This is a genomic window from Staphylococcus sp. HMSC034C12 (assembly GCF_001835895.1).
In the GTDB taxonomy this organism is placed as follows: Bacteria; Bacillota; Bacilli; order Staphylococcales; family Staphylococcaceae; genus Staphylococcus; species Staphylococcus hominis.
This window is the reverse complement of record NZ_KV826359.1, coordinates 21,367-47,370: the sequence shown is the minus strand read 5'-3', so window position 1 is coordinate 47,370 and position 26,004 is coordinate 21,367. Positions and strand designations below refer to the sequence as shown.

Genomic DNA, 26,004 nt, shown 5'->3' with positions numbered 1-26,004 from the left:
TCTTCTGGAAATCTTCAGCTAAATAATAACCAATTGAGGTACGTTTATTAACTAAGTCTAAATAATGTAATCCAATAACACCAATCAGTTTTTTATCACTCCATATTCCACAATGAAACCCATTACCATCGATAAATTGTTGTAAAGCTGAGTGGATAAAGTGTTGACTATCTTCTACCCTCTTTGTATGTTCAACAAAAGGTAAAAATTCCGCTAGATATTTGCGGTTACTATCTACTAATTTAAATAACTGCCCTGCTTCTCGTTCTTCTAATATCTTTAATTTAATATCTTTATCTATTTGATAACCAAAGATCATAACTATCCCACCCGCTTATATAATTATTAATGAACCTTAAAGAAAAAAACCGCTACTAAAGAGGATATGGAAATCCATCTCCACGCGCAAATTGTTGTAAGGCCGAATGAATAAACTTCTTACTGTGTTCAACCTCAGTTGTGTACGCTACAAATGGCAAGAACTCCCCTAGAGACTCACGATTACTATCTACTAATTTAAAAAGTTGATCCGCTTCTCGTTCTTCTAATATTTTTAATTTTAAGTGGTCATTAATTTGATATCCAAACATAATTAAAACCTCCTATATTTTCAAAATATTCGATAAATTATAAGTATAATAACATAATTACATACATTAAAAACATAAACTTATTAAATATTTGTAAAATTTTAAACTTATTCATTATTCTTTTAACGATATATGTTAAGCTTTTATACATCTGTTTTATTAAATTTGAAAGGAGTTAAATACATGGAAAACAAATCTAAACAGTTTTCAAATGTATTTATTTTTGCTTCAGTTATTGTAGGGTTACTGGTAATTATTGGAGCCATCTTCCCTAATCAATTTGGTTCAATTTCTGGAGCAATCGGAAGTTTTATTACAGAAACGTTTGGTTGGTACTATATGCTACTTATTAGCATTATTCTGATATTTTGTATCACACTTATTTTTCATCCAATTGGAAAGCTTAAGTTAGGAAAACCTGATGATAAACCAGAATTTAATACCATTTCATGGTTAACAATGCTATTTAGTGCAGGTATGGGTATTGGACTTGTATTCTATGGATCTTCTGAGCCCATTTCACATTATCTATCGCCACCAACAGCGAGTAAAGAAACAGAAGCTGCTCTAGCTGAAGCCATGCGTTCAAGTTTCTTACATTATGGACTACATCCTTGGGCAGTTTACGGTATTGTTGCATTAGCTCTTGCATATACACAGTTTAGAAAAAATGACTTAGGACTCATTTCTCGTACATTACGTCCTATTTTCGGAAATAAAGTAGAAGGTCCATTAGGTACTGTTGTAGATGTTTTAGCCGTTTTTGCTACTATTATTGGGGTTGCAGTGTCACTTGGTGTTGGCGCCATGCAAATTAACGGTGGTTTAAATTATTTATTTGGAGTGCCAAACAATAAACTTATTCAAGGCATTATTATTCTTATTGTTACAGTTTTATTCTTAATTAGTGCTTGGAGTGGTTTAAGCAAAGGTATTCAGTATTTAAGTAATTTAAATATGCTTTTAGCTGCGATGTTACTTATTATTACTCTAATTGTAGGTCCTACAATTTTAATTATGAATATGTTTACATCCTCAATTGGTGAATATTTGAATACACTTATTTTTAATAGCTTTGATGTTGCTCCACTTAACTCACAAAAACATGAATGGTTACAGTCATGGACGATTTATTATTGGGGCTGGTGGATGAGTTGGTCACCATTTGTAGGTATCTTCATTGCCCGTATTTCAAAAGGTCGTTCGATTCGTGAATTCGTTATCGCAGTATTAGGCGTTCCTACAATTATTAGTATGCTATGGTTTACAGCCTTCGGTATTACTGGTATTGAAATTGGTAAGCAATCTAAACATATCTTTAGTATGCCACCTGAAACACAATTATTTGGTATTTTCAATGAGATGCCTATGGGTGCAATTTTATCGTTTATCGCTATTATCTTAGTAGGCTCATTCTTTATTACATCCGCAGACTCAGCTACATTTGTATTAGGTATGCAAACATCATTTGGTCGTTTAAATCCATCCGGTTTTGTTAAGATTGTTTGGGGCGTCATGTTATCAGCGATTGCCTACGTACTTTTACTATCTGGTGGATCGACAGGTCTAGATGCTCTGCAATCAGCTGCTATTATTTCAGCATTACCATTTAGTTTTGTTGTTATTTTAATGATGATTTCATTTTTCAAAGATGCAAATCAAGAAAGAAAATTCTTAGGTTTAACCTTACAACCTGATCATCAACGTAAAAAGGACTATATTAAACATAACACAAACCAACAATCTAAAATGAAATAGGACAGAACCGGAGACATCATTAAATGTCTCCGGTTTTATATATATTAGTAGTCGATGATTGAATTGAAAAATGCATTTGTCGCAAGCTTTTTTCAAGCTTAGTTCTCTTTTTTGGGGACGACAAATTCAAAATAAATTCTATTTACTCTTGTAGTTTGTATAGGATAAAAACTCTACTATAAAATAAAAGGTCACAACGAATTAAAAATGTTCGTTGTGACTTTATTTTTAAAATGTTCCTGGATTGAAGTTAGTTTTCCATTCATTAAATGGCCAATATCTCCAAACGACTTTACCTACAAGTTGTTTTTTATCTACTAGACCTACAACATCAAATCGGCTATCTATACTATTTTGTCTATTATCTCCTAAAACTAAATATTTATCTTTAGGAAGTTTCATTTCACCATTTGAACCTTTAATTTGACTTGATTTAAATGAGCCTGTTAAATATTGACCTTGTTTATGTTTCTTATTGTAATCTAAATACGGTTCAGACACTTTTTTATTATTTACATATAATTGGTCTCCCTTATATTCTACTGTATCCCCTGGTGTGCCAATCACACGTTTAATAAAATCACGTTTTGAATCTTCATGAAATACAACGACATCACCATTATCAATGTGATTCATAGATTTAGAAATTTTACTTATAATCACTTTATTGCGATCTTGAAACGTTGGATGCATTGAAGATCCAGATACTGTATAAGATTCGCCAATAAACTTTGTTACTACAATAACAACCAGTAGCCCCACTACAATGGATATAACCCACTCCATGATTTCTCTTTTCACATTTCATCCCGCCTATCATCTTTTCTTATTCTCGATTACTTCTACTCTATCATACATACTTTTCAAACACGTTTCATTCTTCTTACGACTGATTATTATTTAAATCTTTCACATTCGTAAGATACACCTCTTACTTTGTAAGGTTAGATAAAGGCACCGCTTCATTCACCCTTTTAAAATAAGAAGTGTAATAGAGATAAGGAGTGATGAGATTGAAATTATTATTAAGAATCATATTAACTATTCTTGTCATTATTGTAGTCATTATAGGTGGTTTATTTGGATTAAACGCATATTCAGACCAACATCCTAACAATCGTTCTATCAATGATTGGAATAAATTAAATCCCTTAGCACCAACGCATGAGTATTATGTTAAGACTCAAAAACCATCAAAAGTGGAAGTCGTTGATAAGGAAAAAGACTTCTATATCTACCATTACAATCAAACAGGTTACACCAAAGATGGTAAAGCTAAAAACATTGATTATACAGCGTCTAAAAAATTAAAACAACATCATTACTTAGTTGTAAGCGAAAAATCTCACACCATTACATCATATAAAGAAGTAAAACAATCAGACATTCCAATTAAAGCGAAAGAAAAATTATAAAACTTACAAGGAGTATGAAAATCATGCCTATTTTAAACGTTAATCATGTATCAAAAATTTATGGAACGAAACAAAAATTTAAAGCACTACACGATATTAACTTTTCAGTCGATAAAGGAGAATTCGTTGCCATTATGGGACCATCTGGTTCAGGTAAGACAACCCTTCTTAATGTTATCAGTTCGATTGATAGCATTTCAGACGGTACTGTAGAAATCAGTGGCAATGAGATAAACCAGTTGTCTAATAAAAAATTAGCACAATTCCGTAAGAAAGAACTTGGTTTTATTTTCCAAGATTATAGCGTTTTACCTACATTAACAGTTAAAGAAAATATTATGTTGCCATTATCTGTCCAAAAAATGAAAAAAGATGAAATGGAAAAAAACTATCAAGATGTCACAGAGGCACTTGATATTTATGATTTAAGTGATAAATATCCTAGTGAAATTTCTGGAGGTCAACAACAACGTACAGCTGCTGCACGTGCTTTTGTACATCAACCATCCATCATTTTTGCAGATGAACCAACAGGTGCACTGGATTCGAAAAGTGCACAAGATTTACTTCATCGCTTAGAAGATATGAACAAACAATTTAATAGTACGATTATTATGGTTACTCATGATCCTTCAGCAGCAAGTTTTGCACAACGTGTCATTATGTTAAAAGATGGCGATATTCATTCAGAAATTCTTCAACAAAGTAAAACAAAATCTAAATTTTATAATGAAATCATTCAATTACAATCAGCCCTAGGTGGTGTGGCAAATGACGTTTAATCAAATTACATTAAAGAATTTAAAAAGTAATATCAAACATTATGTATTATATCTTTTTTCATTAATCTTAAGTATCATCTTATATTTTAGTTTTGTCACATTACAATACACACATAGCTTAAATAATGGTACATCAAAAATAATCAATCAAGGTGCAAAAGTTGGTTCAATTTTTTTATTCATTACGATTATCATTTTCTTAATGTATACGAACCATCTATTTATTAAACGTCGTACACGCGAATTTGCATTATTCGAACTCATTGGACTAACACGTGGTAACATTCTTAGAATGCTTGCTATCGAACAAATCACTTTATTTATTAGTACAGGCATTATTGGCGTCATCGTTGGTATTTTAGGTTCAAAATTATTGCTTTCAATATTAATAAAACTGATGCATTTACATATTCATGCATCTATAGGATTTGAAGTAGCAGCTTTAATTCAAACAATGATCATGCTAATGTTAGCGTTTATTCTAATTATGTTAGAAGATACTATCTTTTTAAAACGAAGAACCATACTTTCTATGATGAAAGACAGTATGAAAACAGAGGCAGTAAAAGCGAAAATCACCACGCCAGAATGTATTGCTGGTATTCTTGGACTCATAATGATGATGTTAGGTTATTATATGTCTACAGAAATGTTTGGTAAATTTCAAGAATTAACAATGGCCTTATTAACGCCGTTTATTATTTTATTCTTAACTGTAGCAGGCGCATATTTGTTTTTCAGAAGTTCAGTTTCAATTATTTTTAAATCTTTAAAAAAATCAAAACAGGGTCGTGTCTCTATCACTGATGTCGTCTTTACATCTTCGATTATGTATAGAATGAAGAAAAATGCGATGTCTTTAACTATTATTACAGTCATTTCAGCAGTTACAGTAACAATATTGTGTTTCGGAGCAATTAGTAAAGCAAATGCTGACTTTAATATTCAATCATCGTCACCTCAAGATATTAACTTTACTAAAGCAAAGACGGCCCAACAATTTGAACATCAACTTAACCAACACGGTATACCCTATACAAAAAAAACGTATGAAAATGCCAATACCCATATTATTGAAAATGATGTCATTAAAAGTAAAACGGGTAATGCAATGCAAAATGAAAGTATATCGATTATGGCTGATCCTCATATCAAAGGTCATCACGCTACAATTACAAATTTACAAGGTCCACTTTCAATGATGTTTAATGTTCAAATTCATAAAGATTTAAAACTAAAAGGACAACAAGTAAAGACATTTTATGTAGATAAAAAAGATTTAAATGAAATCATTCCAATGGATGCTTCACTGGGTGGGCCAGTACTTAAAATTAGCGTAGACAACTATAATGCTTTAAAAACAAAAAATCAACTTACACATCATTATGGTTTTAATATTAAGCATCATAGTGATCTTTCAAAAGGTGAAACATTAGCTAAAAAAGGAAACCAAAATGTAGTTTTAAAAAGTGAAAACAAAAAAGCAATTGATGAAAGTAATGGCATTCTTATATTTGTCACTTCTTTCTTAGGTCTTGCATTTTTAGTAGCAGCTGGTTGCATTATTTATATTAAACAAATGGATGAAACTGAAGATGAAATAAATAATTATCGTATTCTGCGACGTATTGGTTTTACGAATACAGATATGATAAAAGGACTAGCTTTAAAGATTATATTCAATTTCGGTTTACCATTAGTGGTTTCTTTACTCCATGCCTTTTTTGCAGCAAACGCATTTATGATGTTAATAGGTAATTATACATTGACACCTATCTTCATTGTCATGGTTATCTATTCACTTGTATATCTGATATTTGCAGTTATTTCGTTCATTCATTCAGAACGCATCATTAAAGACGCCATTTAAATAATAGATTGAAAGGAAATGTTAAAATGACTATTAAAGAAATGATTCAACACGCATATTACGACTTATTAAGTTTAAAAGTAAATGGGTTTAATGGTATCATGTTAGCTCTGATAGTATTAGTTGCTAGTAGTATTACAACGCCATTTATTGGTGTGCCGGTAGGCTTACTTGGCGGTGGCTATATTTTGAAAAGATACGAAAAAAATAACCATTAGAATAAAAAAAGAAGCTCAAAATGAATTGAGCTTCTCTTTCATTAATATTTTAAAAATATCTCTGTTAAATATATACTCAAATAACACATACATAAAAATAAACCCACTATAAAAATAAAAGATAATATACTAGTAAATATATTCCTTTTTTCACTAGATTTTACTTCGTTTGGATCTTTACCATTCATAAAAGCTACTATTCTATCGTAGTTATCTAAATTATATTTATACTTAATTTTATCAATTTGAGTACCACTATAAAAGCTAATTAAAAAAAGAATAGCAATTATTATAAATCCCCATGAATTAAAATAATATAAGAGAGGACCTATAAGTATAGAAGACAAAGTAAATCCAATAATCATAACTAACGACCAAATGTTCATTTTTCTTTTTATAGATTCTTGTTTATTTGAATTTAAATCTCCTCTAACTAAATCATCTAGTGAGATATCAAACAACTCACACATTACTAGTAAATTATGAATATCTGGATAACTCTTTTCATTTTCCCAATTTGATATTGTCTGTCTAGAAACATATAATTTTTCCGCTAAGTATTCTTGAGAATATTCATCTCTTTCTCGATATTTTCTTATTTGTTGACCGATATCCATTCATTCACCTCGTTATAAATTAAACTATTTTTATTTAATTTTTAAAATCATAATACTATATTTATAAAAGCGTTTTTTCTAATAAAAAGCTATCAATTTTCTTTTACATTATCTTAGTTTTAGTGTAAAAAATGTTTTACATTTTAGTATATCGCAATATTTTAAGATCTTTAGAACAAATATAAGCAAAGTATTGGTAATGAAACTCCTAAAGGGGTAGGACAAATTAAAGATTGAGACCTTAATCATAAATAAACATGAAAAGACTTTGAGTTGACATAAACTGAAACTATCCCCTAGGAAAGCGAAATCGTATAATACTGATTATTAATAAAAAACCCATAGATTAAAATCATCTACGGGTTATATAAGAATAAGAATGATACTCTAATTTCTTATAGTTTCAATATTTTTACTATTCAACATTATATGCATCTAAAATTACTTTTAATAACTTTTTAATATAAGTTTCATTAAGGACGTGAGGTTTAATCAATATATTAAAATAAATCGGTGAAAAAATTAAATCAATAAATAAATCTTGGTCCGCTTCGTCAATATATTTAGAAATAATAGTCTTCAATATTTTACGATTGCTATCAAAATAACCTTTCATAAATATGTCACGTGCTTCAGATGGTTGATAACTAATTAATATTTCAATCACAGCACGACCTAAATGAGTTTGATAAATATTCATAATTCTTATTAGAAAATGATACAATTCCTCGTACATCGTTTTATAATCATTTTCAAAAACGTGGATTCGACTGACAAACATATCGACAATAATAGATGATTTATCTTTCCAACGTCTATAAATTGTCGCTTTAGAAACACCTGTATTTTCAGAAATTTGATCTATTGTTATATCTCTAAAATAAGTCGTTTCTAATAATTGATCAATTTCTTTAAATATTTTTTCATTGATTGTTGGATCTTTCGGTCTTCCAGCCATCTTTTCTCCTTCTTAAACGTGAAATAAATTCTACAATTTCAAAGATAATTACTGCACTAATAAACCATACAACAAAACCAACCAAAATACTAAGTAACCACTCATGTGTAGAATATAACATTGCCCATGTTGCTAAGATACTACATAATACACCTGTCATACCAAAAACTGCACCTCTACTAACATGTTTGGCAACGACATCTCCATGTTGCATACCAGTAATAAATAAAGAAACAAGAAATACTGCAGGTAATGTTGCAAAAACGCCACCTAATTCTTTCCAAGGTAGCATAACTGAAATAATATAACTTAACATAACAGCTAAACCACCCACGAGAAATTTGATAAAAGTTAATTTCATTAAAAAATCCTCCAAATATTAAGAAATGTGTCGTACCGCAAAAATAGCAATTGAAATGACTAACCAACAAATAAATGCAAACGCTGTACCTTTTTTATAATCTCGTTTATTTATATAAATCGACGTAATAAATACTGTAATGATGCAAGAAATAATACCTATTATAGCTCCTGAACTAAGATGTATCGACATTTGAATCAGCTGTTCTCCTCGATGATCTATGGCTAAAGCAATAATAGCTGCTAGGTAGACTGCCGGCATAGTCGCAATAATGCCACCCATTTTTCCTCCTACTTTCTCAGCCATAATCGATGCAAAGGCAACAGCGATACCTCCAATCACAAAATGAAGTATCGCACTTGAAATTGATATTCCGAACACATGAAACCCTTCTTACCTTAATTATTAAACGATACGTTTCGTTTAATAATATTGTAATTCTATTTTTAAACTATGTAAATATGAAATAAAGAATCCATTATTATAAAATAGGTGACAAAAAAAGAACAGGATACTGAATGCAACATTCATTCTACCTGTTCTTTTAGTCATTAACGTTTATATAGTTTTATTTTAATTTCATAATAATCCTCGTGATCTTTATCACGATGCTCAACATGAATACCCGAGTCTTCAATGGCTTGAATACTCTTACCAACTTCATCACGTGCTTGTGTCAAATCTTTAGAAAATTGGAATGTTTTTGCTTTTACTTTTTCAGGGCCTAATTTTTGTTTCACACGAGCTTCTGTCTGTTTGACATTCAATTTCTGAGCAATAACTTGTTCAATCAATTGTTCTTGATCCGCTTCTTTTAAGGATAATACTGCGCGTGCATGGCGTTCTGTAATTTTACCTTCACGTAATCGTACAATTACTTTTGGTGCTAATTTAAGTAAGCGTAATTTATTAGCTATAAAACTTTGGCTTTTTCCAAGACTTTGCGCTAACTCACTTTGAGTGGTTTGTCCAATTTCAAGTAACTTTTTATAAGCTTCGGCTTCTTCTATTGCAGATAAATTTTCACGTTGGATATTCTCAATAAGGGCCACTACAGCAGTTTCTTCATCATTCATATGACGAATAATGACGTCTGCTTTAGATTGATGCAAGGATTGTAATGCTCTAAATCGTCGTTCACCTGCAATAATTTCATACATATTCTCTTCTATAGGTCGAACGACAATGGGTTGTAATAACCCATGTTCTTCTATCGACTCAGCAAGTTCTGTAATTTTACTTGAATCAAACACTTGGCGCGGTTGATAACGGTTAGGTACGATACGCTCTATTTGAATGGATTCCACACTTGAATGACGATTTTCTTCAATATAATCAACGATGTCTTCTTTATTTTTTAAACCAAATAGTTTAGAAAAAGGTTTTTTCATTGTCCATTCACTCCTCTTAAAATCAATTTTAACATGAGTAACCGAAAAATTGATTAATTTTCTAATAAAGGAGCTTTATTAGGTGTACCAGGTTTTCTAGGATATTTTTTAGGCGTTTGACGGCGCTTATCAACTATAATCATTTGTCTTTCACCTGCATCTTCTGGTAAATCAAATGTGTAAGAATCACTAAACTCTCCACCTAAGATGCTTATACCAAATTGTGCTTCTGCTAATTCTTCTTCACCTTTTGCAGACTTTAATGCAATAAACTGCCCGCCTTTTTTAACTAACGGCAAGCATAACTCACTTAGAACAGTAAGTCTTGCCACTGCACGTGCTGTTACCACATCATATGTTTCTCTATTGACACCTTTACCAAATGTTTCTGCTCGATCATGAACAAAACTTACTTGTGTTAATCCAAGTTCAACTGCTAAATGATTTAAAAACTGAATACGTTTATTTAATGAATCGACAATGGTTACTTTCAATTCTGGAAAAACAATTTTTAAAGGAATACTTGGAAATCCAGCACCAGCCCCTACATCACAAAGTGTTAGTGGTTGATTAAAATCATAGTAAAATCCAGCTGTAATAGAATCATAGAAATGTTTCAAGTAAACTTCATGCTCATCAGTAATACTTGTTAAATTCATTTTTTCATTCCATTCAACAAGCAAACGATAATAGGTTTGAAATTGTTGTTGTTGTTGTTCTGTTAATTCAATCCCTTGCTCACTTAACGCTTTTGTTAACCATTCGATGCCACTCATTAATTTTTCACCCTTTGTAATTTACCTTGTTCTAAATATACAAGTAAGATAGAAATATCTGCAGGATTAACACCTGAAATACGTGATGCTTGCGCAATATTTAATGGTTTAACCTCTGCTAATTTTTCTCGTGCTTCAGTGGCTAAACTATCCACTTTACTATAATCTAAGTCTTCTGGAATTTTCTTTTCTTCCATACGTTTAACTTTTTCAACTTGTTGTAATGATTTATTGATGTAACCTTCATATTTCGTTTGAATTTCAACTTGTTCTTCTACCGCTTCTGGTAACTGATGTGTTTCTTCTAATATCTCTAAAATTGTATCATACGTCATTTCAGGACGACGCAATAAATCAATGGCTAAGATACCATCTTTTAAGCGTGAACCACCATGAGCTTCAATCACAGATTGCGTATGTTCATTTGGTTTAATACGGATATTTGATAAACGGTCAATTTCATCTTGAATTTGTTGACGTTTATCATTAAAACGTGCATAACGTTCTTCAGAAATCATGCCTAAGTCATAACCAATATCAGTTAAACGTAAGTCGGCATTATCATGACGTAATAATAAGCGATATTCAGCACGAGAAGTCAATAAACGATAAGGCTCATTCGTTCCTTTTGTTACTAAATCATCAATTAAGACACCAATATAAGCATCTGAACGACTTAGAATTTTTTCGCCTATACCTAATACTTTACCTGCAGCGTTAATACCTGCCATAATGCCTTGGCCTGCTGCTTCTTCATAACCAGATGTACCATTAATTTGCCCTGCAGTATATAAGTTTTTAATCATTTTAGTTTCTAATGTTGGCCATAATTGTGTTGGCACAATCGCATCATATTCAATCGCGTAACCTGCACGCATCATATCTGCTTTTTCAAGACCCGGAATAGTAGCTAACATTTGGCGTTGAACATGTTCAGGAAGACTGGTTGATAAGCCTTGCACATAAACTTCATTCGTATTACGTCCTTCTGGTTCTAAGAAAAGTTGATGACGTGGTTTGTCATTGAAACGTACAAATTTATCTTCAATAGATGGACAATAACGTGGACCTGTACCTTTAATCATACCTGAGTACATAGCTGATAAATGTAAATTATCATCAATGACTTTATGTGTACGATCATTTGTATACGTGAGCCAACAAGGGAGTTGGTCTAAAATGTATTCGGTAGTTTCAAAACTAAACGCACGACTAACGTCATCGCCAGGTTGAATCTCGGTTTTAGAATAGTCAATTGTTTTAGAATTCACACGTGGCGGTGTACCTGTTTTAAAACGCACCACTTCAAACCCAAGTTCTCTTAAGTTATCAGCTAATGAAATAGATGGAAGTTGATGGTTTGGACCACTTGAATATTTCATATTACCTAAAATGATTTCTCCACGTAAAAATGTACCTGTCGTGATGACTACAGCTTTCGCATGATACTCTGTACCTATATTCGTACGTACACCTTTAACTTCATCATTTTCAATCAATAATTCGTCTACCATGCCTTGCATGATATCTAAGTTATCTTCATCTTCAATGACACGTTTCATTTCTTGTTGATAAAGCACTTTATCAGCTTGAGCACGTAATGCACGAACTGCTGGACCTTTACCAGTATTAAGCATACGCATTTGAATGTGTGTTTTATCAATGGCTTTAGCCATTTGGCCACCTAATGCGTCGATTTCACGTACTACTATTCCTTTTGCTGGGCCACCGACTGATGGGTTACATGGCATAAAGGCGATATTATCTAAATTAATGGTTAACATTAACGTTTTAGCACCACGTCTTGCTGAAGCTAATCCCGCTTCAATTCCAGCGTGACCGGCACCAATAACAATTACGTCATATTCTTGAACCATTGAATTGACCTCCCTATTTTTTCCTTAATTATTATTATTCATTTTAGACTAATGACCGTCTTAATTTTTATTATTTACCTAAACAAAATTGACTAAATAGCTGATTAATTAATTCATCACTTGCTGATTCTCCAATAATTTCTCCTAATATTTCCCATGTACGAGTTAAATCAATTTGAACCATATCCATAGGAATACCAGCTTCAGCTGCATCAATGGCATCTTGAATTGTTTGTCTTGCTTGTTTTAAAAGTGAGATATGTCTAGAGTTTGAAACATACGTCATATCTTGATTTTGTACTTCTCCACCAAAGAATAAATCTCTGATTTGTAATTCTAATTCGTCGATACCTTCTTGTTTTAACATTGATGTTTGAATAAGTGGTGTGTCCCCTATCATAGTTTTAACTTCTTCAATATCTAATCGACGTTCTAAATCTGTTTTATTAACGATAACAATAGCATCTTCAGTTTTTATTACTTCATATAATGTACGATCTTCTTCAGTTAAAGGCTCGTTATTATTTAATACAAAAAGAATTAAATCCGCTTCACTTAATGCTTTACGTGAGCGCTCTACGCCTATTTTTTCTACAATATCTTCAGTATCACGAATACCTGCTGTATCAACAAGTCTTAATGGGACACCACGTACATTAACGTATTCTTCTAATACATCTCGAGTTGTTCCAGCTACTTCAGTGACAATGGCTTTATTATCTTGAATAAGATTATTTAGCATTGAAGATTTACCTACATTCGGTTTACCGACAATCACTGTAGATAATCCTTCTCTCATAATCTTACCTTGAGTTCCCGTTTCTAATAATTGATTAATTTCATTTTTAATTTTTTTAGACTGCGCAAGTAAAAATTCCGTTGTTGCATCTTCAACATCATCATATTCTGGATAATCAATGTTCACTTCAACTTGGGCAAGAATTTCCAATATCGATTGACGTTGTCGTTTAATTAAATCACTCAAACGACCTTCAATTTGATTCATTGCAACTTTAGAGGCTCTATCCGTTTTAGAACGAATGAAGTCCATGACTGCTTCTGCTTGAGATAAGTCAATTCGGCCATTTAAAAACGCACGCTTAGTATATTCGCCAGGTTCCGCCATTCTAGCACCATGTGTCATGGTAAGTTCTAGTATGCGATTGATTGTCAAAATACCTCCATGACAATTAATTTCAATAATATCTTCACGTGTAAAGGTTTTTGGTGCACGTAAAACTGAAATCATCACTTCTTCTACAACTTCGTCTGTCTCAGGATCTATAATATGGCCGTAATTAATAGTGTGTGATGGAACATCTTTTAATTTTTTCTTTCCTTTATATAACTTATCGCCTATTTCAACCGCTTCTGGACCAGACAACCGTACAATACCAATTGCACCTTCTCCCATTGGAGTTGAAATACTTGTAATTGTATCAAAATCCATTATCCATTCTCGCCTCCCTAGTTAAGTAAAATTTCAATATAATATTGTAATAAGTTTCTAATTAAATTGCGAATATATTGTTTTATAACCTAATGATTAGTCTTCGGTTTGTCTAACGTTAGACTTCCGTCAGTCTAAATTTAATTAATTCTCTTATTAAATACCTTTGCTATTTTCAATACATGTTCTAAACTGCCTTGAATCTCTAAAGTTGACATATTTTTAGCAGGTTGTCTCGCTATTACAATAATATCTTTTGAAATCATATCTTGCTTATGCACTTTAAAGTTTTCTCTAATGGCACGCTTAATACGATTTCGAGTTACAGCATTTCCGATTTTCTTAGAAACGCTAATGCCTAAGCGAAAATGTTCATACTCATTGTTTAATGTATACACAACAAATTGTCTATTGGCTACAGATTTTCCCTTTTTATAAATTTTTTGGAACTCACTATTCCTTTTTATACGATAAGCTTTCTCCACGCTTAAATCACTCGCTTACATTGTTCTTTATGTTACATTCATCTATTAAAATGTGTGGGTTTAAAACGAAAAAAAAGACCACTGAGAAGTCAGTGATCTTATGCTGATAAAACTTTACGGCCTTTACGACGACGACGCGCTAAAACTTTACGGCCATTTTTAGTGCTCATACGTTTTCTGAAACCATGAACTTTACTATGTTTACGTTTATTTGGTTGATAAGTACGTTTTACCATGCAAAACACCTCCATCTACATATTATATCTCGTTCACTAAATCTACTTCTAATGAACCTGACTATTTTAATAGATAAATGATAATTGTTAATATCAAATCATTTTGATTTAATTCGATTTTATCTAGTCATAATTCAAGCAACTACTACAATATAACAAATTACCATTTATAAAGCAAGCAGCTTTTGAAACCAATTAATGAATTTCAAGACGTTCTTTTAGTTATATCACTTTTATTTTTTAATATTTATACATTTCATTGATTTAGTAGCTTCTCAATTTTATACATATTTAATACACGTTTATAAATTATTTCCCAAACCTGTTATAGTACATTAAATTATGGTATCATTTTTTATCCACTTATTCACATATAGTATTTAATTTTTTGTGGATAATCAATAACATATTCACAGATTTATACCAAATTTACAAACATATTCACAGCCATTTGACATCTATTGCAGTTAAAAAGTATAATTGTGTGGATAAGTCGTCTGAATCATTTATCTTATAGGATTTTTTTATAAATTCTATACGTGTTTTTACTGTGTATAAATCATAGCATATATAAAGTTATCCACCGAATGTGATTAACTTGTGGATAATTATTAACATGCTGTGATTATTTTTATCCACGCTTATAAAAACTGTGTATAAGTCTTAAATTTATAGAAAGATGGAGTTTATATATGTCGGAACAAGAAATTTGGAAAAAGGTATTAGAAGTAGCTGAGTCAGAGATTTCGAAAACAACGTTTAATACGTTTTTAAAAGACACTGAACTTAAAGAAATTCGCGACAATGTTGCTTACATCTTTGTTATTCATGAGTTTTATGCTGATTGGTTAAACTCAAATTATAAAGATGTAATTCAAACAATTATGAAAGACATCATTGGTTATGAAGTTGATCCAAAATTTTACACTGCTGAACAACTCGCTGAACTTGATGAAACGAGTCGTAAACAATCAAATACTGTAAACAAAACGTCTGCCATTGATGATAGCCATGATGATATCGATCAATTTAATACACATAATACGTTTGATACATTTGTGATTGGTCCTGGCAACCGCTTCCCACATGCAGCAAGCTTAGCTGTAGCTGAAGCACCTGCACAAGCTTATAATCCATTATTTATCTATGGAGGCGTAGGATTAGGGAAAACGCATTTAATGCATGCCATTGGTCATCACGTACTAAGTAATAAACCGAATGCCAAAGTGCTTTATACTTCAAGCGAAAAGTTTACAAATGATTTTATTAAATCCATTCGTAACAATGAACCTGAAGCATTTAGAGAAAAATATAGAAATATCGATGTATTATTAATTGATGATATTCAATTCATTCAAAATAAAGAACAAACACAAGAAGAATTTTTCCACACATTTAATGAATTACATCAAAATAAAAAACAAATTGTTATTTCAAGTGATCGTCCACCTAAAGAAATAGCAAAACTTGAAGATCGCTTACGTTCTCGATTTGAATGGGGTCTCATTGTTGATATCACGCCACCAGATTATGAAACACGTATGGCCATCTTGCAGAAAAAAATCGAAGAAGAGAACTTAGAAATTCCAGCAGAAGCATTGAATTATATTGCAAATCAAATTCAATCAAATATTCGTGAACTTGAAGGAGCTTTAACGCGTTTACTTGCTTATTCAAAATTACAAGGTAAACCGATTACAACAGAACTTGCTGCTGAAGCATTAAAAGATATTATTCAAGTTCCCAAATCTAAAAAAATCTCGATTCAAGATATTCAAAAAGTAGTTGGGCATTATTACAATGTACGCATCGAAGATTTTAGTGCTAAGAAAAGAACAAAGTCGATTGCATATCCACGACAAATCGCAATGTATCTATCTAGAGAATTAACTGATTTTTCATTACCAAAAATTGGTGAGGAATTTGGAGGACGCGATCATACTACAGTTATTCACGCACACGAAAAAATTTCGAATGATATTAAGGCGGATCCAATTTTCAAACAAGAAGTCGAAGATTTAGAAAAAGAAATACGTAAACAGTAATAGGAAATATGAATCTGTTATATAACAGCATTGCTAAAATATGACATTCAATATCAAAGATGATTGTGCTTCTAAATAATTTTATAAATATAGCAAGAATCTAGAAAAGGTTAAATTGTGGATAATGTGAAAAAGTAATACACATCATTAACAACTTATCCACATGTGTATAACTTTGATATAAAAGGCGTTTCATAAGATATCCACTAATCCACAAGCCCTACTACTATTACTATGATTTTAAAACCTATATAATTTAAGTATAAACGACTGGAAGGAGTTTAAATTAATAATGGAATTTACAATAAAAAGAGATTACTTTATCACACAATTGAATGATACATTAAAGGCAATCTCACCAAGAACAACTTTACCAATTTTAACAGGTATCAAAATTGATGCTAAAGATAATAATGTTATTTTAACTGGTTCTGATTCAGAAATTTCAATTGAAATCACGATTCCTAAACAAGTAGATGGAGAAGATATTGTTGATATTACTGAAACTGGATCAGTGGTTCTTCCTGGTCGTTTCTTTGTTGACATCATTAAAAAATTACCAGGCAAAGATGTTAAATTATCAACAAATGAACAGTTTCAAACCCTTATCACATCAGGACATTCAGAATTTAATTTAAGTGGTTTAGATCCTGAACAATATCCATTATTACCGCAAGTATCACGTGATGATGCAATTCAATTATCTGTAAAAGTACTTAAAAACATTATTGCGCAAACAAACTTTGCAGTGTCCACCTCAGAAACACGGCCAGTTTTAACTGGTGTGAACTGGCTTATACAAGATAATGAATTAATATGCACTGCTACGGATTCACACCGCTTGGCTGTAAGAAAATTAAAGCTTGAAGATGAATCGGAAAATAAAAATGTTATTATTCCAGGTAAAGCATTATCTGAATTAAATAAAATTATGAGTGATAATGATGAAGACATCGATATCTTCTTTGCATCTAATCAAGTATTGTTCAAGGTCGGTAACGTAAACTTTATTTCACGTTTATTAGAAGGTCATTATCCTGATACAACACGTCTTTTCCCTGAAAACTATGAAATCAAATTAGGATTAGATAACGGAGAATTCTATCATGCGATAGATCGTGCGTCATTACTTGCACGTGAAGGCGGAAATAACGTAATTAAATTAAGTACTGGAAATGAGGTTGTAGAATTATCATCTACATCACCAGAAATCGGTACAGTAAAAGAAGAAGTTACAGCAACTGATGTTGAAGGTGGCAATTTGAAAATTTCATTCAACTCAAAATATATGATGGACGCATTAAAAGCAATTGATAATGATGAAGTTGAAGTAGAATTCTTTGGTACGATGAAACCATTTATCTTAAAACCAAAAGCAGATGATTCAGTCACTCAACTCATTTTACCAATCAGAACATACTAGTCATTAAAGATTAATTAAAAAGTTAAAGTAGAACAGAGTTCTTATTGAATTACTGTTCTACTTTTTTATTGATTAAAACAGTAATTTTAAACTATCTCAGAGGTTCATAGTGAAGCTAAATTTAGTAAAACGTGGTTTTTATCTACAACTCATTATATTCGCTGAAATAGGCCTTAAAATTAAAAATTGAGATATTGTCTCTGATTATTTTTGTCATAATTTCAAAAAATCATCTATTTTTTACATAACAATTTAAAATAACAAAAACTTATTTAAAAGTAAACGGTTTCACACTTCATTTTAAATGAAATTTATTCCTAAAAAAGGTATAATATAGTAATGATATATAAAGAAATGGAGTGATTATTTTGGTTCAAGAAGTAATAGTTGAAGGCGAGATTACGTTAGGTCAATTTCTTAAAACAGAAGGTATCATCGAATCAGGTGGACAAGCAAAATGGTTCTTACAAGATTACGATGTTTTATTAAATGGCGAACGTGAAACACGTCGTGGAAAAAAGCTAGCTGACCAAGATCGTATCGACTTCCCTGATATTCCAGATATCGATTCATTTATTATTATTCATCAAGGTGAGCAATGAAGCTTAAAACACTCCAATTAGAAAACTATCGTAACTATGAAGCGGTTACGTTAAATTGTCATCCTGAAGTGAATATTCTTATTGGAGAAAATGCACAGGGAAAGACAAATTTACTTGAATCAATTTACGTCCTTGCTTTAGCTAAAAGTCACCGAACCTCCAATGACAAGGAACTTATACGGTTTAACTCTGAGTATGCTAAAATAGAGGGTGAGCTAAGTTATAGACACGGAACCATGCCATTAACGATGTATATAACTAAAAAAGGTAAACAAGTTAAAGTGAACCACTTGGAACAAAGTCGACTAACACAGTATGTTGGACATCTAAATGTGGTTCTTTTTGCACCTGAAGACTTAAATATTGTTAAAGGTTCTCCTCAAATTAGAAGACGATTTATAGATATGGAATTAGGGCAAATTTCTGCAGTATATCTCAACGATTTAGCTCAATATCAACGTATTCTCAAACAAAAAAATAATTATCTTAAGCAGTTACAACTTGGTCAAAAAACAGATAAAACGATGCTAGAGGTTTTAAATCAACAATTTGCACAATATGCGCTTAATGTCACTTTAAGACGTGAGCAATTTATTGAAGAATTAGAGGCTTTAGCACAGCCTATCCACGCTGGTATTACGAACCAACGTGAAACATTATCTCTAAAATATTTACCAAGTATTAAACTTAGCGATACAAGTAAAAATAAGAGTGAATTATTAGATGAAGTCATCACGTTATTGAATGAATATCAACAACGTGAAATGGATAGAGCAGTATGTTTATACGGTCCACATAGAGATGACTTAGGATTTAATGTGAATGACATGGATGCTCAAACCTATGGATCTCAAGGTCAACAAAGAACAACCGCTTTATCAATTAAACTAGCAGAAATAGAATTAATGAACATTGAAGTCGGAGAATATCCGATTTTATTATTAGACGATGTCTTAAGTGAACTTGATGATTCTCGTCAGACGCATTTACTCAGTACAATTCAACATAAAGTACAAACCTTCGTAACAACTACATCGGTAGACGGTATTGATCATGAAATCATGAATAATGCGAAACTTTACCGAATTAATCAAGGTGAAATTATTAAGTAATAGAAAGTGATGGTGAATACATTGTCAGATGTAAACAACACAGATAATTATGGTGCTGGACAAATACAGGTATTAGAAGGACTTGAAGCGGTACGTAAACGCCCTGGTATGTATATTGGCTCAACTTCAGAAAGAGGTTTGCATCATTTGGTATGGGAAATCGTTGATAACAGTATTGACGAAGCGCTAGCTGGATATGCTAATCAAATTGAAGTAGTGATTGAGAATGACAACTGGATTAAAGTGACTGACAATGGTCGTGGTATTCCTGTCGATATTCAAGAAAAAATGGGACGTCCCGCAGTAGAAGTTATTCTTACTGTACTTCATGCCGGAGGTAAATTCGGTGGTGGCGGATACAAAGTATCTGGTGGACTACATGGTGTAGGTTCATCTGTAGTAAATGCGTTATCACAAGATTTAGAAGTGTATGTACACCGTAATGAAACAATTTATCATCAAGCATACAAAAAAGGCGTGCCTCAATTTGATCTTAAAGAAATAGGTAGTACGGATAAAACAGGTACAGTGATTCGCTTTAAAGCAGATAGTGAAATCTTTTCAGAAACAACAGTTTATAATTATGAAACACTTCAAAAACGTATTAGAGAATTAGCATTCTTAAATAAAGGTATTTCAATTACACTAAGAGACGAACGTGAAGATGAAGAACAACGTGAAGACACGTATCATTATGAAGGTGGTATTAAATCTTACGTTGAATTACTGAACGAAAATAAAGAACCTATTCATGACGAACCTATTTATATTCATCAGTCAAAAGATGATATCGAAGTAGAAATTGCAATACAATACAATAGCGGTTATGCTACAAACTTATTATCCTATGCGAATAATATCCACACATATGAAGGTGGTACACATGAAGATGGCTTTAAACGTGCACTTACACGTGTCTTAAACAGTTATGGGACTCAAAGTAAGATTATTAAAGATGATAAAGAACGTCTTTCAGGTGAAGATACACGTGAAGGTTTAACAGCAGTTGTCTCTATAAAACATGGTAATCCACAATTCGAAGGTCAAACGAAGACGAAATTAGGTAACTCTGAAGTACGTCAAATCGTTGATCGATTATTTTCAGAACACTTTGAACGCTTTTTATATGAGAATCCAAATGTTGCAAGAATCATTGTTGAAAAAGGAATCATGGCGTCAAGAGCACGTGTAGCAGCTAAAAAAGCGCGTGAAGTGACACGTCGTAAATCAGCATTAGAAATTTCAAGTTTACCTGGTAAACTGGCAGACTGTTCAAGTAAAAATCCTGATGAAAGTGAAATTTTCTTAGTTGAGGGTGACTCTGCCGGGGGGTCTACAAAAGAAGGTCGTGACTCAAAAACACAAGCGATTTTACCGTTGAGAGGTAAAATATTAAATGTGGAAAAAGCACGTTTAGATCGTATTTTAAATAACAATGAAATCCGTCAAATGATTACAGCATTTGGTACAGGCATAGGTGGCGAATTTGATATTTCTAAAGCCCGTTATCATAAGATTGTTATCATGACAGATGCTGATGTAGATGGTGCGCATATTCGTACATTATTACTTACATTCTTCTACAGATTTATGCGTCCATTAATTGAGGCTGGGTATGTATACATCGCTCAACCACCATTGTATAAGCTAACACAAGGTAAACAAAAATATTACGTCTTTAACGATCGTGAATTGGATAAATTAAAAGCTGAACTAAATCCTACTCCAAAATGGCAAATTTCTCGTTACAAAGGTTTAGGTGAAATGAATGCCGATCAATTATGGGAAACAACAATGAATCCTGAAAATCGTATGATGTTACAAGTAAAACTTGAAGATGCAGTAGAAGCGGATCAAACATTTGAAATGTTAATGGGTGACGTTGTTGAAAATCGTAGACAATTTATCGAAGATAATGCAGTTTATGCTAATTTAGATTTCTAATTTAACTTAATGTGAACTGACTATAAAAGGAGGATATCTTGATGGCTGATTCTCTACCACAATCAAGAATTAATGAAAGAAATATAACCAACGAAATGCGCGAATCATTTTTAGACTATGCGATGAGCGTTATCGTTTCACGTGCATTACCAGATGTACGTGATGGTTTAAAACCTGTACATCGTCGTATTTTATATGGTCTAAATGAACAAGGAATGACTCCAGACAAACCTTATAAAAAATCAGCACGTATTGTTGGGGACGTTATGGGGAAATATCATCCACACGGCGACTCTTCAATTTATGATGCTATGGTAAGAATGGCACAAACCTTTAGCTATCGTTATCCTCTTGTTGATGGTCAAGGTAACTTTGGTTCAATGGATGGTGACGGTGCTGCGGCAATGCGTTATACCGAAGCAAAAATGACCAAAATCACATTAGAACTGTTACGTGATATCAATAAAGATACTATTGATTTCTTAGATAACTATGATGGTACAGAAAGAGAGCCCGAAGTCTTACCTTCTCGTTTCCCTAACCTTTTAGTGAATGGTGCTTCAGGTATTGCGGTTGGTATGGCTACAAATATTCCACCACACAATTTAACAGAAGTCATTGACGGAGTCTTACGTTTAAGTCAAAATCCTGATATCACAATCTCAGAATTGATGGAAGATATTCAAGGTCCTGATTTTCCAACTTCTGGCTTAATTTTAGGTAAAAGTGGCATTAGACGTGCCTATGAAACTGGTCGTGGATCAATTCAAATGCGTGCACGTGCATCAATAGAAGAACGTGGCGGTGGTCGTCAGCGTATTGTTGTGACTGAAATTCCATATCAAGTGAATAAAGCAAGAATGATTGAGAAAATTGCAGAATTAGCGCGTGAGAAAAGAATTGAAGGTATCACAGATCTTCGTGACGAAACAAGTTTACGTACAGGGGTAAGAGTTGTTATTGATGTACGTAAAGATGCCAATGCAAATGTTATTTTAAATAATTTATATAAACATACACCATTACAAACATCATTTGGTGTAAATATGATTGCCCTTGTGAATGGTCGACCTAAATTAATTAACTTAAAAGAAGCGCTTGTTGAATATTTAGAACATCAAAAAACAGTTGTACGTCGTCGTACAGAATACAATTTGAAAAAAGCGAAAGATCGTGCACATATCTTAGAAGGTTTAAGAATTGCGCTGGATCATATTGATGAAATTATTTCTATTATTCGTGAGTCTGACACAGATAAAGTGGCGATGGAAACATTGCAAGAACGTTTTAAATTGTCTGAACGTCAAGCTCAAGCCATTTTAGATATGCGTTTACGTCGTTTAACTGGGTTAGAGCGCGATAAAATTGAAAATGAGTATAATGAATTATTAAGTTATATTGCAGAATTAGAAGAGATTTTAGCAAATGAAGATGTATTACTTCAACTTGTTCGTGATGAGCTTACAGAAATTAAAGAACGTTTCGGTGACGAACGTCGTACTGAAATTCAATTGGGTGGTTTAGATCACTTAGAAGATGAAGACTTAATCCCTGAAGAACAAATTGTCATCACTTTAAGTCATAACAACTATATTAAACGTTTACCTGTATCTACATATCGTTCACAAAACAGAGGTGGACGAGGTGTACAAGGTATGAATACCTTAGAAGAAGACTTTGTCAGTCAACTTGTAACATTAAGTACACATGATAATGTTTTATTCTTTACGAATAAAGGCCGTGTTTATAAGTTGAAAGGATACGAAGTACCTGAATTATCTCGTCAATCTAAAGGTATTCCAGTCATTAATGCGATTGAGCTTGAAAATGATGAAGTGATTAGTACGATGATTGCCGTAAGAGATTTAGAAGATGAGAACAGTTTCTTAGTCTTTGCTACTAAAAAAGGTATTGTTAAACGTTCTGCATTAAGTAACTTCTCTCATATTAATAAGAATGGTAAAATTGCGATTGGCTTTAAAGAAGATGATGAATTAATCGCAGTTCGTCTTACTGATGGTAAACAAGATATTTTACTTGGTACAGCACATGCCTCATTAATTCGATTCCCTGAAAATAGTTTACGCCCACTAGGTCGTACAGCTTCAGGTGTGAGAGGTATTTCTCTAAGAGAAAATGACGTAGTCGTAGGTTTAGACGTAGCCTATGCTGAAAGTGAAGATGAAGTTCTAGTCGTTACTGAAAAAGGTTATGGTAAACGAACACCTGTAAGTGAATATCGTTTATCTAATCGTGGTGGTAAAGGTATAAAAACGGCTAAAATTACAGAACGTAATGGTAATGTGGTATGTATTACAACGGTAAGTGGTCAAGAAGATTTAATGATTGTAACGGATGGTGGCATTATTATTCGTCTACAAGTTGAAGATATTTCTCAAAATGGCCGTGCCACACAAGGTGTGCGATTAATGAAATTAGGCGATAATCAAGCCGTATCAACCGTTGCGAAAGTCATTGATAAAACTGAAGATGAAGCTGCGACTGAAGCGGCACAACAAACAGAAAATGCGAGTGCTCAAACTACAGAAAGCGCAAATGAACAAGTGATAGATGATACGACACCTGGTAACGCTTTGCATACTGAATCTGATGAAGATGATGAACGCATCGAAGTAAGACAAGATTTCATGGATCGTGTAAATGAAGATATTGAGAATGATTCAGATCAGAATTAAATATAAAAATAAGACTTCCCACATATAGGGAAGTCTTATTTTTATTATTTATCGTTCTAATTCTTTCATTACATAAGGAATTTGATTAATTAATTTTGAAGGGGGCACAACGTACATTTTTTCAGAAAGTTTTTCACCAATATAACTGTGAATATAAGTTGCGCTCGTAACGGCATCTTGTAAGCTATCAAATTGACCTACAAAACTTGTAATCATACCAGCTAATGTATCACCCATACCACCTGTAGCCATTGCAGGTGTGCCAATTGGTAATTTGTATTCTTTATCTTTAAAGAAGATTTCTGTACCGTGTTTTTTTAGTACTACAGTAGCACCTAATTTATCCACAGCTTCTCTATTTCTTTCATACGTTTGTTCTTCAATAGGAATACCACTTAGACGTTCCCATTCTTTTTGATGTGGTGTAAAGATAACACGACATGTAGGAATATCAGGTTTAAGTTTACAAAATATTGTAATTGCATCACCATCTACAATTAAGTTTTGGTGGGGTTGAATATTTTGTAGTAAGAAAGTAATCGCATTATTTCCTTTAAAATCAACGCCAAGACCTGGTCCAATTAAAATACTATCTGTATTCTCAATCATTTTTGTTAACATTTTAGTATCATTAATATCTATTACCATTGCTTCAGGACAACGTGAATGAATGGCTGCATGATTAGTAGGATGTGTGGCTACAGTAATTAAACCACTTCCACTAAAAAGACATGCACGGGCAGCTAACATGATTGCTCCGCCTAAATTTGCACTACCACCAATTAAAAGAATTTTTCCATAATCACCTTTATGCGTTTCGTCATTACGTTTAGGAATTGTCACATTAGTTAATGTTTCCATATGATGAATCCTCCCTATTTAGATTCGAAAGTCATAACTTCTATATATTAAATTAATGAAATGATGAGTTATTAAGACAAGCGAAAATATCATGTGCATTTTAAATACAATAGAAAATATTATACCTGCTTAAGCGTTTCGTCAACACTATTTTAAATAAATTTATAAATGCTAAAATTGACAGAATTTTAACGTATGTAGTTTGTTATATTTGGTTGAGGTAACTGCTTGAAAATTATATATGACTTTGCTATATTAAAATTAACTTAATAAAGTATTGTTCGTAGGCTAAGTAACATAAGGGTATTAATTTCAGAGAGCTTGTGGTTAGTGTAAACAAGTAATTAATTTTTATGCGAATCTACCTACTTATATTGAACAATCGGTTTTAACCGTTATCGATAGTGGAGTGCAATTTAGTTTATTTAATTAAATTGTTAAATAGGGTGGCAACGCGTAGACCACGTCCCTTGTATGGGGACGTGGTCTTTTTTTATTTTAAATCGCTATGGTCACTCAATATAAATTTTTTGGAAG

General features: G+C 32.3%; 24 protein-coding genes, 1 pseudogene and 1 other annotated feature. Of the genes and pseudogenes, 11 read left to right on the top strand and 14 right to left on the bottom strand.

Translation table 11 applies throughout. The features are described from left to right. The coding region (locus tag HMPREF2629_RS10540; protein WP_141756726.1) for a GNAT family N-acetyltransferase at window positions 1-316 on the bottom strand (316 nt) is incomplete at its 3' end. Window positions 317-497: 181 nt separating this feature from the next. Beyond that, window positions 498-590, bottom strand: a pseudogene (locus tag HMPREF2629_RS11365) (RimJ/RimL family protein N-acetyltransferase); the annotation flags it as partial. A 183-nt stretch (window positions 591-773) separates the two neighbouring features. On the opposite strand from HMPREF2629_RS11365, the gene HMPREF2629_RS10530 reads away from it, so the two are divergent. Continuing rightward, window positions 774-2,348, top strand: coding sequence for a BCCT family transporter (locus tag HMPREF2629_RS10530; protein WP_049382452.1), 1,575 nt, complete (start codon window positions 774-776; stop codon window positions 2,346-2,348). Between the two features lie 228 nt (window positions 2,349-2,576). On the opposite strand, the gene lepB is transcribed toward HMPREF2629_RS10530, so the two are convergent. After that, entirely contained in the window at window positions 2,577-3,149 is a 573-nt protein-coding gene (gene lepB, locus HMPREF2629_RS10525; RefSeq protein ID WP_049382454.1) for a signal peptidase I, read from the bottom strand. A gap of 206 nt (window positions 3,150-3,355) precedes the next feature. Between lepB and HMPREF2629_RS10520 the strand changes: the two genes are divergently transcribed. Genes HMPREF2629_RS10520 through HMPREF2629_RS10505 form a run of 4 tightly spaced genes read left to right on the top strand, consistent with a single transcriptional unit; the run spans window position 3,356 to window position 6,633 of the window. Continuing rightward, complete coding sequence (locus HMPREF2629_RS10520) at window positions 3,356-3,763, top strand: YxeA family protein (RefSeq protein ID WP_049415213.1); 408 nt, start codon at window positions 3,356-3,358, stop codon at window positions 3,761-3,763. Between the two features lie 23 nt (window positions 3,764-3,786). Continuing rightward, on the top strand, window positions 3,787-4,545 hold the full coding sequence (locus HMPREF2629_RS10515) for an ABC transporter ATP-binding protein (RefSeq protein ID WP_049415210.1): 759 nt from the start codon (window positions 3,787-3,789) through the stop codon (window positions 4,543-4,545). Continuing rightward, complete coding sequence (locus HMPREF2629_RS10510; protein ID WP_070813369.1) at window positions 4,535-6,415, top strand: FtsX-like permease family protein; 1,881 nt, start codon at window positions 4,535-4,537, stop codon at window positions 6,413-6,415. The genes HMPREF2629_RS10515 and HMPREF2629_RS10510 overlap by 11 nt, the downstream gene beginning before the upstream one ends. A 26-nt stretch (window positions 6,416-6,441) precedes the next feature. Further along, on the top strand, window positions 6,442-6,633 hold the full coding sequence (locus HMPREF2629_RS10505; protein ID WP_070436572.1) for a VraH family peptide resistance protein: 192 nt from the start codon (window positions 6,442-6,444) through the stop codon (window positions 6,631-6,633). A gap of 41 nt (window positions 6,634-6,674) precedes the next feature. On the opposite strand, the gene HMPREF2629_RS10500 is transcribed toward HMPREF2629_RS10505, so the two are convergent. The 10 genes from HMPREF2629_RS10500 to rpmH all read right to left on the bottom strand — a co-directional run bounded on the left by HMPREF2629_RS10500 (window position 6,675) and on the right by rpmH (window position 14,784). Beyond that, entirely contained in the window at window positions 6,675-7,250 is a 576-nt protein-coding gene (locus HMPREF2629_RS10500; protein ID WP_017175631.1) for a helix-turn-helix transcriptional regulator, read from the bottom strand. Between the two features lie 415 nt (window positions 7,251-7,665). After that, a complete protein-coding gene (locus HMPREF2629_RS10495) occupies window positions 7,666-8,208 on the bottom strand; it encodes a TetR/AcrR family transcriptional regulator (protein ID WP_049335806.1) in 543 nt (180 codons plus the stop codon). After that, window positions 8,174-8,569 carry a DUF3147 family protein gene (locus tag HMPREF2629_RS10490; RefSeq protein ID WP_017175629.1) on the bottom strand — a complete coding sequence of 132 codons (396 nt, stop codon included), beginning with the start codon at window positions 8,567-8,569 and terminating at the stop codon, window positions 8,174-8,176. Before HMPREF2629_RS10490 ends, HMPREF2629_RS10495 begins: the two co-directional genes overlap by 35 nt. 18 nt (window positions 8,570-8,587) lie before the next feature. After that, the gene (locus tag HMPREF2629_RS10485) at window positions 8,588-8,950 is read right to left on the bottom strand and encodes a DUF3147 family protein (protein ID WP_019834696.1); all 363 of its coding nucleotides are present in this window, start codon (window positions 8,948-8,950) and stop codon (window positions 8,588-8,590) included. Between the two features lie 170 nt (window positions 8,951-9,120). Then, entirely contained in the window at window positions 9,121-9,960 is an 840-nt protein-coding gene (gene noc, locus HMPREF2629_RS10480; protein WP_017175627.1) for a nucleoid occlusion protein, read from the bottom strand. A gap of 53 nt (window positions 9,961-10,013) precedes the next feature. Next, window positions 10,014-10,736 carry a 16S rRNA (guanine(527)-N(7))-methyltransferase RsmG gene (rsmG, locus tag HMPREF2629_RS10475; RefSeq protein ID WP_048762524.1) on the bottom strand — a complete coding sequence of 241 codons (723 nt, stop codon included), beginning with the start codon at window positions 10,734-10,736 and terminating at the stop codon, window positions 10,014-10,016. Continuing rightward, a complete protein-coding gene (gene mnmG / locus HMPREF2629_RS10470) occupies window positions 10,736-12,613 on the bottom strand; it encodes a tRNA uridine-5-carboxymethylaminomethyl(34) synthesis enzyme MnmG (protein ID WP_070813368.1) in 1,878 nt (625 codons plus the stop codon). Before mnmG ends, rsmG begins: the two co-directional genes overlap by 1 nt. Window positions 12,614-12,683: 70 nt before the next feature. Further along, the gene (mnmE, locus tag HMPREF2629_RS10465) at window positions 12,684-14,063 is read right to left on the bottom strand and encodes a tRNA uridine-5-carboxymethylaminomethyl(34) synthesis GTPase MnmE (protein ID WP_048679397.1); all 1,380 of its coding nucleotides are present in this window, start codon (window positions 14,061-14,063) and stop codon (window positions 12,684-12,686) included. Between the two features lie 140 nt (window positions 14,064-14,203). Next, a complete protein-coding gene (gene rnpA / locus HMPREF2629_RS10460; protein WP_048679394.1) occupies window positions 14,204-14,548 on the bottom strand; it encodes a ribonuclease P protein component in 345 nt (114 codons plus the stop codon). A 98-nt stretch (window positions 14,549-14,646) separates the two neighbouring features. Then, window positions 14,647-14,784 carry a 50S ribosomal protein L34 gene (rpmH, locus tag HMPREF2629_RS10455; protein WP_000240855.1) on the bottom strand — a complete coding sequence of 46 codons (138 nt, stop codon included), beginning with the start codon at window positions 14,782-14,784 and terminating at the stop codon, window positions 14,647-14,649. Window positions 14,785-15,476: 692 nt separating this feature from the next. On the opposite strand from rpmH, the gene dnaA reads away from it, so the two are divergent. The 6 genes from dnaA (at window position 15,477) to gyrA (ending at window position 24,606) form a co-directional block, all read left to right on the top strand. Then, entirely contained in the window at window positions 15,477-16,829 is a 1,353-nt protein-coding gene (gene dnaA, locus HMPREF2629_RS10450) for a chromosomal replication initiator protein DnaA (protein WP_002488122.1), read from the top strand. Between the two features lie 289 nt (window positions 16,830-17,118). Beyond that, window positions 17,119-18,252: a DNA polymerase III subunit beta gene (gene dnaN / locus HMPREF2629_RS10445; RefSeq protein ID WP_025987126.1), complete on the top strand. Its 1,134-nt coding sequence runs from the start codon at window positions 17,119-17,121 to the stop codon at window positions 18,250-18,252. A 359-nt stretch (window positions 18,253-18,611) separates the two neighbouring features. After that, window positions 18,612-18,854 carry a S4 domain-containing protein YaaA gene (gene yaaA / locus HMPREF2629_RS10440; RefSeq protein WP_170999996.1) on the top strand — a complete coding sequence of 81 codons (243 nt, stop codon included), beginning with the start codon at window positions 18,612-18,614 and terminating at the stop codon, window positions 18,852-18,854. Then, a complete protein-coding gene (gene recF / locus HMPREF2629_RS10435; RefSeq protein ID WP_017175622.1) occupies window positions 18,851-19,966 on the top strand; it encodes a DNA replication/repair protein RecF in 1,116 nt (371 codons plus the stop codon). The genes yaaA and recF overlap by 4 nt, the downstream gene beginning before the upstream one ends. A gap of 9 nt (window positions 19,967-19,975) precedes the next feature. Beyond that, entirely contained in the window at window positions 19,976-21,910 is a 1,935-nt protein-coding gene (gene gyrB / locus HMPREF2629_RS10430) for a DNA topoisomerase (ATP-hydrolyzing) subunit B (protein ID WP_019834694.1), read from the top strand. A 41-nt stretch (window positions 21,911-21,951) separates the two neighbouring features. Then, the gene (gyrA, locus tag HMPREF2629_RS10425; protein WP_019834693.1) at window positions 21,952-24,606 is read left to right on the top strand and encodes a DNA gyrase subunit A; all 2,655 of its coding nucleotides are present in this window, start codon (window positions 21,952-21,954) and stop codon (window positions 24,604-24,606) included. A gap of 48 nt (window positions 24,607-24,654) precedes the next feature. Here gyrA and HMPREF2629_RS10420 read toward each other — a convergent pair whose 3' ends face one another. Then, window positions 24,655-25,467, bottom strand: a complete 813-nt coding sequence (locus HMPREF2629_RS10420) for an NAD(P)H-hydrate dehydratase (RefSeq protein ID WP_002488487.1) — start codon at window positions 25,465-25,467, stop codon at window positions 24,655-24,657. A 270-nt stretch (window positions 25,468-25,737) separates the two neighbouring features. Then, window positions 25,738-25,941, top strand: a binding site (T-box leader). Window positions 25,942-26,004: the final 63 nt, after the last annotated feature.

Bases quoted from the DNA above. Each gene is read 5' to 3' on its own strand.
- HMPREF2629_RS10530 (WP_049382452.1), top strand. From the start codon at position 774: ATGGAAAACAAATCTAAACAGTTTTCAAATGTATTTATTTTTGCTTCA.
- rpmH (WP_000240855.1), bottom strand. From the start codon at position 14,784: ATGGTAAAACGTACTTATCAACCAAATAAACGTAAACATAGTAAAGTT.
- HMPREF2629_RS10495 (WP_049335806.1), bottom strand. From the start codon at position 8,208: ATGGCTGGAAGACCGAAAGATCCAACAATCAATGAAAAAATATTTAAA.
- rsmG (WP_048762524.1), bottom strand. From the start codon at position 10,736: ATGAGTGGCATCGAATGGTTAACAAAAGCGTTAAGTGAGCAAGGGATT.
- HMPREF2629_RS10510 (WP_070813369.1), top strand. From the start codon at position 4,535: ATGACGTTTAATCAAATTACATTAAAGAATTTAAAAAGTAATATCAAA.
- gyrB (WP_019834694.1), top strand. From the start codon at position 19,976: ATGGTGAATACATTGTCAGATGTAAACAACACAGATAATTATGGTGCT.
- HMPREF2629_RS10505 (WP_070436572.1), top strand. From the start codon at position 6,442: ATGACTATTAAAGAAATGATTCAACACGCATATTACGACTTATTAAGT.
- HMPREF2629_RS10520 (WP_049415213.1), top strand. From the start codon at position 3,356: ATGAGATTGAAATTATTATTAAGAATCATATTAACTATTCTTGTCATT.
- mnmE (WP_048679397.1), bottom strand. From the start codon at position 14,063: ATGGATTTTGATACAATTACAAGTATTTCAACTCCAATGGGAGAAGGT.
- mnmG (WP_070813368.1), bottom strand. From the start codon at position 12,613: ATGGTTCAAGAATATGACGTAATTGTTATTGGTGCCGGTCACGCTGGA.
- HMPREF2629_RS10490 (WP_017175629.1), bottom strand. From the start codon at position 8,569: ATGAAATTAACTTTTATCAAATTTCTCGTGGGTGGTTTAGCTGTTATG.
- gyrA (WP_019834693.1), top strand. From the start codon at position 21,952: ATGGCTGATTCTCTACCACAATCAAGAATTAATGAAAGAAATATAACC.
- HMPREF2629_RS10420 (WP_002488487.1), bottom strand. From the start codon at position 25,467: ATGGAAACATTAACTAATGTGACAATTCCTAAACGTAATGACGAAACG.
- dnaA (WP_002488122.1), top strand. From the start codon at position 15,477: ATGTCGGAACAAGAAATTTGGAAAAAGGTATTAGAAGTAGCTGAGTCA.
- noc (WP_017175627.1), bottom strand. From the start codon at position 9,960: ATGAAAAAACCTTTTTCTAAACTATTTGGTTTAAAAAATAAAGAAGAC.
- HMPREF2629_RS10515 (WP_049415210.1), top strand. From the start codon at position 3,787: ATGCCTATTTTAAACGTTAATCATGTATCAAAAATTTATGGAACGAAA.
- recF (WP_017175622.1), top strand. From the start codon at position 18,851: ATGAAGCTTAAAACACTCCAATTAGAAAACTATCGTAACTATGAAGCG.
- HMPREF2629_RS10500 (WP_017175631.1), bottom strand. From the start codon at position 7,250: ATGGATATCGGTCAACAAATAAGAAAATATCGAGAAAGAGATGAATAT.